The sequence below is a fragment of the Nocardia colli genome (assembly GCF_008704205.1).
GTDB classification, from domain to species: Bacteria; Actinomycetota; Actinomycetes; order Mycobacteriales; family Mycobacteriaceae; genus Nocardia; species Nocardia colli.
Window position 1 is genome coordinate 87,665 of the sequence record NZ_VXLC01000017.1, and the last position, 12,145, is coordinate 99,809.

A 12,145-nucleotide genomic window follows, 5' to 3' on the forward strand; every position below is an offset into this window, starting at 1 on the left:
GAGGCGGGTGCGACGGCCGACCGGCGGGGATGGTCCAGCCGGTCGGCGGGTCACCGCCCGCCGCTGGGCGGAGATCATCCGGACGCGTGCCGGATACCGGATGAATCGGGCGTTCTCGACGCTGAAGGTATGGCACACAACGGAACTCCGGCATCGATCGATGCCGAGATCGGTCGTCCGTCTCTGGCCAGTGAAGCGGGTGCGGGCGCCGCGGTGCGGGCCGGTGCGCGGTTGCTCGGGGTGGATCTGGCGCGCGGGCTCGCGGTGCTCGGGATGTACGCGGCGCATGTGGGGCCGGATCCGCGGGAGGGCGGGGTCGAGGGGTTCGTCATGGAGCTCACCCATGGGCGGTCCTCGGCGCTGTTCGCGTTTCTGGCGGGGTTCTCGATTCTGCTGATCACCGGGCGGCGGGTGCCGAAGGTGGGACAGGCGGGACGGCAGGCGCGGGTCAAGATCCTGATTCGGGCGGGGATTCTGCTGGTGATCGGTACCGCGCTGACCGCGACCGGGACGAAGGTGGAGGTGATCCTGGCCTACTACGGGATGTACTTCCTGCTGGCGTTGCCGTTCGCGCGGTTGCGGGCGGGCGCGTTGGCGGTGCTCGCGGCGGTGAGTGCGCTGGTGCTGCCGCAGCTCGTGTTCCTGGTGTCGAGGGATCTCGGCTGGGCCGATGCGGTCGATCGATTCGATCCGCTCGCCTGGTCGGGGAGCCGGGGCGATCCGATCGGCAGTGGTGACGGGATCGTCGGGCTGCTGGTCACGGGTAACTATCCGGCGTTGAGCTGGATGCCGTTCGTGTTCGCGGGCATGGCGGTGGCGCGACTCGACCTGGCCGCCAACCTGATTCGTGTTCGTCTGGCGTGGACCGGCGTCGGTCTCGCGGTGCTGGGCTACGGCGGCTCCGCGCTGGCACTGCGGGTCGCGCCGGGCGTGCGGGAGCGGCCGGGAATCATGTACGCGCCGTGGTGGTCCGACATGGCGGAGGATCCGGCGGGCTGGCGATACCAGCTGGGGGCGATGCCGCACAGCGAGACCACGCTGTCGATCGTCGCGAATACCGGTGTCGCGCTTATTGTTCTGATCGCTTGCCTGGCCGCGTGCGACGGATCTCGGCAGTTCTCGAAGATGGCCACCCCGCTGATCGCGGTCGGCAGTATGTCGTTGACCGCGTACGTATTCCACGTTGTCGCGATCGCCATCCTCGGCTTCGACGTGCTCCCGGCCGGTTCGCTCCCGGTCCTGCTCGGCCTGAGCGCGATCATCATGATGTTCGCCTACTGCTGGAGCCGCTTCTTCCGCCGCGGACCGCTGGAGTGGCTGCTCCACCGAGCGACCACGGTGGCGGAACGGGTGCGGTAGCCGCCGCCCCCTGTGCCTGGGACAGTGCGGACGGTAGCGTCGGCGGAATGAAGATTCGTGGGGCGGTCCTGGAGCGGATCGCGGCGCCCGTGCCGTTCGCCGAATCGGCGCCGATCAGTGTGGGTGAGCTGGAGCTCGGCGAGCCCGGGGCGGGTGAGCTGCTGGTCCGGATCGAAGCGGCCGGGCTGTGCCATTCGGACCTGTCGGTGGTCGACGGTAATCGGGTGCGGCCGGTGCCGATGCTGCTCGGGCACGAGGCGGCGGGACGGGTCGAGGCGATCGGTCCCGGCGGTAGCGATCTCGCGGTCGGGCAGCGCGTGGTGATGACCTTCCTGCCGCGCTGCGGTGAATGCGCCGGCTGTGCGACCGACGGCCGGACGCCGTGCATTCCGGGCAGTGTCGCCAACAATGCGGGCGAACTGCTCGGCGGTGGGCGCCGGCTGACGCGCGACGGCCATGCGGTGCACCATCATCTGGGGGTGTCCGCCTTCGCGACCCACGCGGTGGTGGACCGCCGATCGGTGGTTCCGGTGGACGACGACGTGCCGCCCGAGGTGGCGGCGGTGCTCGGGTGCGCGGTGCTGACCGGTGGTGGCGCGCTGCTGAATTCGGCGAAGCCGGGGCCGGGGGACCGGATCATGGTGGTCGGGCTCGGCGGGGTCGGCATGGCGGCGGTGCTGGTCGCGGTGTCGTTGGCGGCGGACGGCCGGGAGGTCATCGCCGTGGATACGGTTCCGGAAAAGCTCACCTTGGCAACGGAACTGGGCGCTACCGCGGCTTACACGCCGGCGCAGGTGGCCGAGCTGGGTGTGCAGGCGGAGATCGTGGTCGAGGCCGCGGGCAACATCCGCGCCTTCGAAACCGCCGTCGCGGCAACGGCGCCCGGTGGCACCACGGTGACCGTCGGGCTGCCCGCGCCCGACGCGCGGGCGAGCATTTCGCCGCTTGCGCTTGTCGCGCAAGGGCGTTCGATCGTCGGCAGCTATCTGGGCTCGGCTGTGCCTGCTCGCGACATTCCTACCTATGTCGGTATGTGGCGCGAAGGCAGGCTGCCGGTCGAGCGTTTGGTGTCCGCGCATATCGGCCTGGACGAAATCAACCATGCCATGGACGAACTCGCCGCCGGTCATGCGCTGCGACAGGTGATCGTCTTCGACTGACCCGGGTGGTCAGTGCGCGTCCATCGCGTCGACGAAACGTTCCAGCAGGCGCGCGAATTCGGCGCGTTCGGTCGCGGTCCAGTCCGCCATCGCGGCCGCCATCGCCGTGCGGCGCCCGGTGCGCGCGGCCGCCATCGCCTGCTGCCCGTCGCCGGTGAGGCGGAGCACGGCGCGGCGTCCGTCGTGCTGGTCGGCGACGCGTTCCAGCAGTCCGTGCGAAACAGCCTGCGCGACAAGGCGACTGGCCCGCGGCTGATCGACGCCCAGCGCGGGGGCAAGGGCGGTGACTGTGGGGGATTCGGTGGCGGCGACCGCGTCCAGGACGCGATGCAGCGCCACCGGGATCGGCGAGTCGCCGGCCAGCGCCCCTCGGGTCTGTCTGCGCCGGATCCGGATCATCGCCGCTTCGACGGCTTCGGTGATCGCGTCGTGCTCCGTCATCGCTGGCCTTCTCTTTGTCGCGCTCTTCCATTCACCGACACTGCATGTCATATTACATGTAGTTGTCTAGATGCATGCTTTTGGAGGAACAATGGCCGTACGACGCCACATCGGTTACTGGCTCGTCGCACTCGATCGACTGATCACCGAGCGGTTCGACGAGGATCTCGCCGCCGGCGAGCTCAGCCGCAGGCACTGGCAGATCCTGCACTCGTTGTCCGGCGGCCCGCAGCGGTCGGCCGAGCTTTACGCCGCGCTCGACGCGTTCTTGACCGACCCGGCGGAGTGGGACGCCGAACTCGCGGCGGTCGCCGCCAGGGGGCTGGTCGTCGACGAACGGGGCACGCTCGCACTGACCGACGCGGGCCGGGAGGTGCACGACCAGGCCTGGATCCGGATCGGCGCGCGCCGCCGGCAGCTGGCCGAGGGCATCACCGACGAGCAGTTCGCCGAGACCATGCGGGTGCTGGAAAAGATGGCCGCGAATATGGCTGGCGCCGAGGCGATCCGCTAGCTAGTCTGAAGTGACCAGAGTAGTCAAAGTGGTCGAAACGGGTGATCAGATGGCCAGAAAGCGGTCGGAGCGACCTGATATCGCATGGCCCCTTGCCGACGCGAAGGCCAGGTTGTCCGAGTTGATCGACAAGGTAGAACGGGAGGGACCGCAGGTGATCAGCAAGCACGGGCGAGAGGTCGCCGTCGTTGTACACATCGATGAATGGCGGCAGAAGGCAAACAGGCAGGGGAGTCTCGCGGAGTTTTTCGCGGCGTCGCCGCTGCGTGATTCCGGTGTCGAGATCGAACGCATCCATCTGGATGTACGCGACGTCGAACTGTGAGGAGCTATCTGCTCGATACGAGTGCGGTATCGGAATGGATGAAGCCCCGGCCCGATCCTGGTCTGAGTCTGTGGCTCCACACCGCTGACGAGGATCGGCTTCATCTCAGCGTCATCACCCTCGGAGAAATCCGTAAGGGCATTGAGAAGATGGCGGACTCACCGAAGAAGCAGCGACTGGTGGATTGGCTGACAGAGTCGCTGATCGACCGGTTCGAGGGGCGCCTCCTATCGGTGGATGGGGTAGTCGCGCAGGCCTGGGGTCGGATGGTGGCGCGAACCGAGGGGAGCGGAAATCCCGTTGAAGCGGCGGATGCGCTGATCGCCGCAACCGCGGAATCACATGGGCTCGAAATTGTTACGCGCAACGTCAAACACTTTGTACCGACCGGAGTGCCGGTGGTATGCCCATGGCGTGACTAGTCGGGGTGCACGAGAAAATCCGTCACGGTGCCGATGTAGTCGGCGGTCCGGCTGATCAGCAGGGAGTGCCCGCCGTCGGGAAACGTACGGAAATCGCAGTCCGGGTGCAGCGCGCGCAGGCGCCCGGCGTGGGTGGTGGTGATCAGCGGATCGTCGTCCGCGCGGAAGAGCAGCGTGGGTCCGGCCCAGGCGGGACCCCGCATCAGCTCGTCGACGCCCTCGGCGAGTTCGAGCAGCAGCCGATAGGAATTGGCGGCACCGGCGCTGCCCGCCGCGTCGCCGGCCGTCACCACCTGCTCGATCCAGAACTCCGCGTCCTCGGAGTCCTGCCAGGTGCTCCGCAACGCGGTACGAATCGCCTCCTGCGTCTGCGGCCACGGCGTCGCCAAGGTGGTCTCGACCCGCATCCGCAGCCGGTCGACATCCTCCGCCCCGTACAGCCCGGTGCTCGACAAGGTAAGCGACCGAACCCGATCCGGCACGCGCCGCGAAAGTAGCTCCGCGAACATGCCGCCCGCCGACTGCCCGACCACATGCGCCCGATCGACCCCCTCCGCATCGAGCGCCGCGACCAGACCGTCGACCAACTCGGCACAGGAACCGGCACTCGACGGATAGTCGGGCGCGATGGTCCGGAACCGCGGCGTCAGCGCGGGCGCCAGATCGAGCCAGCCGATACCGATCCCCGAACCGCCGCCGAGCAGCAGCACCGGATCGCCGTCCCCGCCGGCGTAGTAGCGCCAACTGTGTTGTCCGGCATCGAGTTTCTTGCGGTCGTGCTGACCGAGGAAGATCGCTGCCCGTTCCCGAATCGACGCCACGACCGTGACGGTAGGGGAGATATCGGCGATGCGCAAACATGCGCATGTAGCAATGTAAATCATGGAGGTCAGCAGACCGCCGCCCCGGCCCGGTCGATAGGCTGGCACCGACGAAAGCGGAAAGAGGAGGTGCGGTGACCACACGGGTCGGAGTGCTCGGAGCGCGCGGCAAAGTCGGACAGGCCATCTGTGCGGCGGTAGACGCGGCGGCCGATCTGGAACTGGTCGCCGCCGTCGATAAGGAAGACTCGCTCGACGCGTTCACCGTGGCGAACGCGCAGGTCGTCGTCGACTTCACCCACCCAGACGTGGTGATGGCGAACCTGAAGTTCCTGGTGCAGAACGGCATCCACGCGGTCGTCGGCACCACCGGCTTCGACGCCGCCCGGCTCGACGAGGTGCGCGGCTGGCTGGCCGGCAGCCCCGGCACCGGCGTGCTGATCGCGCCGAACTTCGCCATCGGCGCGGTGCTGTCCATGCGCTTCGCCGAGCAGGCCGCCCGGTTCTTCGAATCGGTCGAGGTCATCGAGCTGCACCACCCGAACAAGGCCGACGCGCCCTCCGGCACCGCCTACCGCACCGCCGGCCTGATCGCCGCCGCCCGCGAGCAGGCCGGTGTCGGCCGCAGCCCCGACGCCACCACCACCGAACTCGACGGCGCGCGCGGCGCGGACGTCGACGGCGTGCGGGTGCACTCGGTGCGCCTGGCCGGCCTGGTCGCGCACCAAGAGGTGCTGTTCGGCACCCAGGGCGAGACGCTCACCATCCGGCACGACTCGATCGACCGGTCCTCCTTCGCCCCTGGCGTGCTGCTCGGCGTGCGCGAGATCGCCAAGCGCCCCGGCCTCACCGTCGGCCTCGACCCCTTCCTCGACCTGTGAGCGAGCACATCGAGGTGCGGGCGTGAACGGCGCCGACCCCGCCGCGGACGGGGCCAAGCAGAACCGGGACGTGGTCAAGGTCGTCGCGTTTCTCGCGGTCCTGGTCCTCGTGCTCGGCTTCTACTTCCTGCTGCTCGGCCGAATCGCGTTCAGTCTCATCGGCACCGGCGGGGTCGCGGCGATCCTGATCGGCATCGGCGTGCTGATCCTGCCGTTCGTCGGCGTCTGGGTCGTCGCCGCCACCGTGCAGGCCGCGCTGGCGCATCAGCGCCTAGCCCGGCGCATGCACGAGGAGGGCGGCGAGCTCGACGTCTCCGAGCTGCCGCACCGCCCCTCCGGCCGCATCGAACGCGACGCGGCCGACGAACTGTTCGCCCAGGTCAAAACCGAATGGGAAGCAGACCCGGACAACTGGCGGGTCTCCTATCGCCTCGCCCGCGCCTACGACTACGCCGGCGACCGCACCCGCGCCCGCGCCACCATGCGCCGCGCCGTCGCGTTGGAAAAACTCGAACGCGACCAAGCGCGCTGAACGGGGTGCGCGGCGCGCGTCTCAATTTGCGCTGTTTCTACGAACACTGATGGCCGCAGATTTCACCGACTAGCCGACTCGACGCGGTAGTGACGGTTTCAACTACGACGTTCGTGGCGTGTCGCCGGCCGAATCGATCGGGCGCGAGCCGGTCATCTGGTGAATTCGCTCACGTCCGAAGATATTTCACGGTCGGCATCGGCCGACGGCCGAGACCGGTGGCGGAATACTTCGCGTCCGAAGCCTAAGCTCGTCGTGTGGCGCAGCTGCTGATCATCCATCACACGCCGTCCCCGCACATGCAGGCCATGTTCGAGGCGGTGGTCTCCGGCGCGAACGATCCGGAGATCGAAGGCGTGCAGGTCGTGCGCCGCGCGGCGCTCGCGGTCACCGCCTCGGATGTGTTGGCCGCCAACGGATATCTGCTCGGTAGCCCGGCGAATCTCGGCTACATGTCGGGTGCGCTGAAGCACGCCTTCGACACCTTCTACTATCCTTGTCTCGACTCCACCACCGGTCGGCCCTTCGGTTTCTACTTGCACGGCAACGAGGGCACCGAGGGCGCCGAACGCGGGGTGGAACGGGTCACCACGGGCCTCGGCTGGCAACAGTCGGCCGCACCGGTCATCGTGTCCGGCCCACCCACCAAGGACGACATCCAGCGCTGCTGGGAGCTCGGTGCGACCATTGCCGCGCAACTAATGGGCGACTGACAGTTTTTGTCCCCGAAATAGCTGGCAGTGACAATCTCTGCCGGTTGGGATTTAGGGACGGCCCCGATTTCTGGTGTCTGACCATTCGGTGCTTCGGCCCGGCATACTGACAGAACGTTGTTGCGGTGGGGATGTGACGAGTTTGCTCGGGAATGGAGATTTCAGGTGACGTTGGCCGAAGGGGGCAATAACGCACCGCGCCGGATCGGAGTGGTCGAAGACCACGAATCAGTAGCGATCGGACTGGCCGCAATGCTCGCGCCCGAACCCGATCTGGACCTGGTGCTGACCGCAGGCACGGTGCCCGAGTTATTGGCCGCCGCTCAGGATCTACCGCAACTGGATCTGGTCGTGCTCGACCTGCGCCTGGCCGACGGGTCGACGCCCGAGGACAACGTGCGCGCCCTGCGTGACCGTGGCATCGAGGTACTGATCTTCACCGGCGCGGACAACGCGTTCCTCGTGCGGTCCGCCGCGCGGGCCGGTGTGCTCGGCGTGGTGCGCAAGTCCGAGGACGTGCAGACCGTGGTCGCCGCCGTGCGCCGCGCGGGTTCCGGCGAACAGGTGGTGACCACCGACTGGGCCGCCGCCATCGACGGCGACCCGCAGCTGTCCGACGTCGGGCTCAGCCCGCGTCAGGAAGAGGTGCTCACGCTGTACGCGTCCGGCGAGAAGGCTTCCCGGGTAGCGCGATTGACCGGTCTGTCCGAACAGACGGTCAACGACTACCTCGGTCGCATCCGGCAGAAGTACGCCGACGCGGGCCGCCCGGCGCCGACCAAGACCGACCTGTACAAGCGGGCAGTGGAGGACGGATGGCTTCCGGTGCCCGAGCGGCATCCACGCGGATGACTGCGTCCAGCATGCTGGACACCCCGACCCCTACTGTGTCACTCGAGCGCATCGCCCCGAGCCGTTGGCGCAGGGGTGCGGCTCCGGTGTCCAAACAGAGTGGGTACGAGGGCGCGTCCGATCGAATTCTGCGTCGCTTCGGGTTGGCGATCGGGATCGCCGGCGTGATCGTCGCGGTGGTGGAACTGCCGGAGATCGCCGACCAGAGCCGGCTGATCGCGGGCGGCTGGACGATCCTCACGGTGGTCTTGGCGTTCGGGTTGTTCCCGGTGCTGGCCGCGGTGTCGATCGCGTCGAGCCGGCAACTGATCCAACTGGTTTCGGGTGCGGCGGCGGTGAGTTTCCTCGCCGCGATGGCGGTGATCCCGTTCGCGTATCCGGATCCGATGCCCGAGGCCTCCTCGGTGTGGCTGTATCGGGTGCTCGCGCTCGGCGTGCTCGCGGCCGTGCTGGCCTGGCGGCCGCTGTTCGCGGTGATCTACCTGGTGATCGGTGCGGCGCTGTCGGCGTTCGCCAATGCCTTCGTGCTGCCGGACTCGACGCCCGTGGTGTGGGCCGGCGATTTCGTTCGCGCGGCCGGACTGTGCGCGCTGTTCCTGTGGTGCGCCATCTACGCGAAGGCCGCCGCCGACCGGGTGGACCGGGAGTCGGCGATCGAGAGCAGGCGTGCGGCGGCGGTGGCCGGCGCCGCGGCTCGTGATCGGGAACGCGCACGTTTCGCCGCGCTGATCCACGACGCGGTGCTGTCCACGCTGCTCGACGCGTCCCGGGCGGGCACCGACTCGCCGGTGCTGCGCAGACAGGCCGAGCGGACGCTGGAACAACTCGACGAATGCCGGGTCGGCGACGTCGAACCGAATCGGCTGGACGCGCAGTCCGCCACCGGGTTCCTGCGTTCGGCGGTGCACGAGGTCAACCCCGGCATCCGCTTCACCGCGCGGCGCTGGTCCGGATTCGACGACCTGCGCCTGCCGGTGGACGCCGCGGGCACCATCGCCGCCGCGCTCACCGAAGCGGTGCGCAACAGCCTGCGCCACGCGACCGTGCCCGGCCGGGAGGTGCAGCGCACCGTCACGGTGACCATCAGCGCCGGCGGCATCCGGGTCGTATTCCGCGATGACGGTGCGGGTTTCGATCTGGGTGTGGTGCCAGCCGACCGCCTCGGCATCTCGGTGAGCATCCTCGGCCGGATGCGTCAGCTGGCCGGCGGCGCGGGTTTCGTGGAGTCGCAGCCCGGCGAGGGCACCACGGTGACGCTGGTGTGGGGTAGCGATGGCTGACCCGGATACCGAATTCGGGCTGCGCGATCTGCTCGGACTGCGGGATCCGGCGGCCGGGCTGTTCCTGCTCATCCTGCAGGCGACCATCGTGCTGTATATGGTTCGCAACTTCGGCGATTCGCCGCTGATCGCGGCGGTGACCGCCTTGGTGCTGCTGGCCGCGGCCGGCGTGCTGGTGCTGGTCATCCCGGTCGATCCGCTGCCGCTGCCGGCCACGATCTTCGTGGCCGCGTCCGGACCGCTGGCCACCGCGCTCACCTCGTTCGAGGCCGAACACGGCTGGTCCAAGCAGGTGTGGACCGCGTTCGCGTCGTCCTATGTGCTCGCGGTGCTCGTGCTGCGCGGCCGATTGGGCGCGGCGTGGCTCGGGGTCGGTGGCGTCGCGGCCGTGATCGCGACCGTCGGCGTGGTGAACGGGCTGCGCGGCGAGGTGATCGCCGGCTCGATCGTGCCGATCGCCACGGTCGCCGGTGTCTCGCTGTTCGCGGTGATCATGCGGCCGACGCAACGCTCGTTGCGGTTGCTGCGCGAGGAGTCGACGATGCGCGCCGCCGCCGAGGCCACCATGGCCGCGGAGAACGGCGAACGCGATCGCCAGCTGGCCCGCCTGGACAAGGTGGCCAGGCCGATCCTGGAACGCATAGCCGACGGCGTCGAACTCACCGCCACCGAACGCGAACAGTGCCGATTACTCGAAGCCGAACTGCGCGACGGTCTGCGTGCCCCGCAACTGGTCACCGACGAACTCAGCAGCGCCGCCCGCGGCGCGCGTTCGCGCGGCGTCGAGGTGGTGCTGCTCGACGACGGCGGTTTCGCCGGCGTGCCCCGCTGGGTCCGTCAGCAGGTAATCGAAGCCGCGACAAAGGAATTGGACGCCGCCAACGCGGGCTCGGTCACCGTCCGGGTGCTGCCCATGGGCCGCCGCATCCTCGCCACCGTCCTGGCCAACGCCCCCGACCAGGACCGCCGCACCGAGATCGACGCCGCCGGAAGCATCAAGATCTCCACTTAGACCGGCGCGGCAGAGCTTGTCGGACCCCCGTGGCATATTGCAGGGATGCGGAAGTTCAGTGTCGCGGCGGCGCGGCGGATCGCGTTGGCGGCGCAGGGTTTCACGGCGCGGAAACCGGCACGCGCCACCCGGCGCTCGGTGCTCGGCGTGGTGGAGAAAACGCAACTGCTGCAATTGGATTCGGTGTCGGCGGTGGTGCGGGCGCACTACGCGCCGGTATTCAGCCGGATCGGCGCCTACGACCGGTCGCTGCTGGAGGACGCGGCGTGGAGCCACAACGCGCGGCGGCCGCGGCGGCTGGTGGAGTACTGGGCGCACGAGGCCGCGCTGATCCCGGTCGAGGACTGGCCGCTGATGCGCTGGCGGATGCGGCGGTTCGAGAACGGCCGCTGGTCGGCCGCTACCAAGGTGGTCGAGCGTAATCCCACCCTGGGCAACGACATTCTGGATGTGCTCACCGAGGTCGGTCCGTGCACCGCAGGCGACGTCGAACGGCATCTGGAACTGGACAAGCCGCGCGGCGGCGGTTCCTGGTGGAACCTCAGCGACACCAAGACGATCTGCGAGCAGCTGTTCGCCGCCGGTGCGCTGTCGATCGACAAGCGGGTCAGCTTCGCCCGGTACTACGACCTGGCCGAACGGGTGATCCCGCCGGATATCTTGGCGCGCACCGTTTCCGAGGAGGACGCGATCCGTGAACTGATGCTGCGCGCGGCCACCGCGCACGGCATCGGCACCGAGACCGACCTGCGCGACTACTACCGGCTGCAGCGCAGCCAGACCGAACCGGCCATCGCCGATCTCATCGATGCGGGCGAGCTACACCAGGTCCAGGTCGACGGCTGGGACAAACCCGCCTACCTGCGCGAGGGCACGCCGATCCCGCGCCGCGTCGAAGGCGCGGCTCTGCTGTGCCCGTTCGACCCGCTGATCTTCTTCCGCGCCCGCACCGAACGACTCTTCGACTTCCACTACCGGCTGGAGATCTATACGCCGGAACCCAAACGGGTGCACGGTTATTACGTCTTCCCGTTCCTGTTGAACGGCGAGCTGGTCGGCCGGGTCGATCTGCGCGCCGAACGCGCCGCAGGCCGGCTCTCGGTCCCCGCAGCCTTCGCAGAACCCGGCTACGACACCCCCGCCACCGCGCACGCGCTCACCGAGTCGTTGCGTGAGATGGCCGACTGGCTCGAACTGGACAAGGTGGTCATCGGCTCCAAGGGCAATCTCGCCCCGTTCCTCTGATCAGACGTCACGTTTCTGCCCGTAGCCGCGCATCTGGTCGCGCAGGGCACCCGAGACCGCACCGGACAACCAGGAGTTCAGCGACTGGTTGCTCTGTGCGGCAGCCTCTTCGGCCTTGGACTTCAGGGTTTCGACCAGTCGCAGGGTGACGCGGCTGATGTCGCCGGTCATCTCGTCGAAGGTCGGATGGTCGTCCGCGGACGACTTCTTGCGCAGGTCGACCTTGGCCTCGGTGCCGTCGAAGGAGAGGTGCACCGTGCGGTCACCCAGTTCGGTGCTGAGTTCGGCGGCGAGGTCGGACAGCGCGGAAAGTAGCACCAATCGGGCCGAGCTCTCCGTCGCCGCGGCCAGCGCCGCCGCGGTGGCCTGGGTCTTCTCGTCGCCGAGGGCGGCGGCCGCGATCAGGTCCTCGCGCAGGCGGGCGGTGTACTTGTTCAGATCCATGACATCAGTGTGGCGTCATATTTGATGTCACGCAAGGACGGGAATGACATCACGGTCATGTCGTGGGTGACCACGCGCCGAACCGGCCGGTCGATTCGGTGGCGACGGTGTCGAGGGCGTTCCTTCGACCGGGTAGCCTTTCTG

The 12,145-nt window shown here is 68.5% G+C and carries 15 protein-coding genes; 12 read left to right on the top strand and 3 right to left on the bottom strand.

What is annotated here, in order from left to right; all coding sequences use genetic code 11:
* Positions 1–129: 129 nt before the first annotated feature.
* Positions 130–1,359 (top strand): DUF418 domain-containing protein, encoded by a 1,230-nt coding sequence (locus tag F3087_RS31640; RefSeq protein WP_150405761.1) that lies wholly within the window; start codon positions 130–132, stop codon positions 1,357–1,359.
* Positions 1,360–1,406: 47 nt separating this feature from the next.
* Entirely contained in the window at positions 1,407–2,519 is a 1,113-nt protein-coding gene (locus F3087_RS31645; protein ID WP_150405762.1) for an alcohol dehydrogenase catalytic domain-containing protein, read from the top strand.
* 9 nt (positions 2,520–2,528) lie between these two features.
* Here F3087_RS31645 and F3087_RS31650 read toward each other — a convergent pair whose 3' ends face one another.
* Positions 2,529–2,960, bottom strand: a complete 432-nt coding sequence (locus tag F3087_RS31650; RefSeq protein ID WP_150405763.1) for a MarR family winged helix-turn-helix transcriptional regulator — start codon at positions 2,958–2,960, stop codon at positions 2,529–2,531.
* Positions 2,961–3,051: 91 nt separating this feature from the next.
* Here F3087_RS31650 and F3087_RS31655 point away from each other — a divergent pair, with 91 nt between their 5' ends.
* From F3087_RS31655 to F3087_RS31665, 3 genes are read left to right on the top strand one after another with little or no spacing between them, the layout of a single operon-like run.
* On the top strand, positions 3,052–3,474 hold the full coding sequence (locus F3087_RS31655; RefSeq protein ID WP_150405764.1) for a MarR family winged helix-turn-helix transcriptional regulator: 423 nt from the start codon (positions 3,052–3,054) through the stop codon (positions 3,472–3,474).
* Positions 3,475–3,502: 28 nt separating this feature from the next.
* Positions 3,503–3,799 carry a type II toxin-antitoxin system Phd/YefM family antitoxin gene (locus F3087_RS31660; RefSeq protein WP_223885496.1) on the top strand — a complete coding sequence of 99 codons (297 nt, stop codon included), beginning with the start codon at positions 3,503–3,505 and terminating at the stop codon, positions 3,797–3,799.
* A complete protein-coding gene (locus F3087_RS31665) occupies positions 3,796–4,221 on the top strand; it encodes a type II toxin-antitoxin system VapC family toxin (protein WP_150405765.1) in 426 nt (141 codons plus the stop codon). Before F3087_RS31660 ends, F3087_RS31665 begins: the two co-directional genes overlap by 4 nt.
* Here F3087_RS31665 and F3087_RS31670 read toward each other — a convergent pair.
* The gene (locus F3087_RS31670) at positions 4,218–5,042 is read right to left on the bottom strand and encodes an alpha/beta fold hydrolase (protein WP_191094234.1); all 825 of its coding nucleotides are present in this window, start codon (positions 5,040–5,042) and stop codon (positions 4,218–4,220) included. The two genes, F3087_RS31665 and F3087_RS31670, sit on opposite strands and share 4 nt — an antisense overlap.
* A 134-nt stretch (positions 5,043–5,176) precedes the next feature.
* Between F3087_RS31670 and dapB the strand changes: the two genes are divergently transcribed.
* The 7 genes from dapB (at position 5,177) to F3087_RS31705 (ending at position 11,557) form a co-directional block, all read left to right on the top strand.
* The gene (dapB, locus tag F3087_RS31675; RefSeq protein ID WP_150405767.1) at positions 5,177–5,923 is read left to right on the top strand and encodes a 4-hydroxy-tetrahydrodipicolinate reductase; all 747 of its coding nucleotides are present in this window, start codon (positions 5,177–5,179) and stop codon (positions 5,921–5,923) included.
* A 22-nt stretch (positions 5,924–5,945) separates the two neighbouring features.
* Positions 5,946–6,455: a transmembrane protein 258 gene (locus F3087_RS31680; RefSeq protein WP_150405768.1), complete on the top strand. Its 510-nt coding sequence runs from the start codon at positions 5,946–5,948 to the stop codon at positions 6,453–6,455.
* A gap of 257 nt (positions 6,456–6,712) precedes the next feature.
* Positions 6,713–7,168 (top strand): flavodoxin family protein, encoded by a 456-nt coding sequence (locus F3087_RS31685; protein ID WP_150405769.1) that lies wholly within the window; start codon positions 6,713–6,715, stop codon positions 7,166–7,168.
* Between the two features lie 165 nt (positions 7,169–7,333).
* A complete protein-coding gene (locus F3087_RS31690) occupies positions 7,334–8,020 on the top strand; it encodes a response regulator transcription factor (RefSeq protein ID WP_150405770.1) in 687 nt (228 codons plus the stop codon).
* An 86-nt stretch (positions 8,021–8,106) separates the two neighbouring features.
* Positions 8,107–9,300 carry an ATP-binding protein gene (locus F3087_RS31695; protein ID WP_223885497.1) on the top strand — a complete coding sequence of 398 codons (1,194 nt, stop codon included), beginning with the start codon at positions 8,107–8,109 and terminating at the stop codon, positions 9,298–9,300.
* Positions 9,293–10,312: a hypothetical protein gene (locus tag F3087_RS31700; RefSeq protein ID WP_150405772.1), complete on the top strand. Its 1,020-nt coding sequence runs from the start codon at positions 9,293–9,295 to the stop codon at positions 10,310–10,312. The genes F3087_RS31695 and F3087_RS31700 overlap by 8 nt, the downstream gene beginning before the upstream one ends.
* 45 nt (positions 10,313–10,357) lie before the next feature.
* The gene (locus F3087_RS31705) at positions 10,358–11,557 is read left to right on the top strand and encodes a winged helix-turn-helix domain-containing protein (protein WP_150405773.1); all 1,200 of its coding nucleotides are present in this window, start codon (positions 10,358–10,360) and stop codon (positions 11,555–11,557) included.
* On the opposite strand, the gene F3087_RS31710 is transcribed toward F3087_RS31705, so the two are convergent.
* Entirely contained in the window at positions 11,558–12,001 is a 444-nt protein-coding gene (locus F3087_RS31710) for a hypothetical protein (RefSeq protein WP_150405774.1), read from the bottom strand. It abuts the gene before it with no gap.
* Positions 12,002–12,145: the final 144 nt, after the last annotated feature.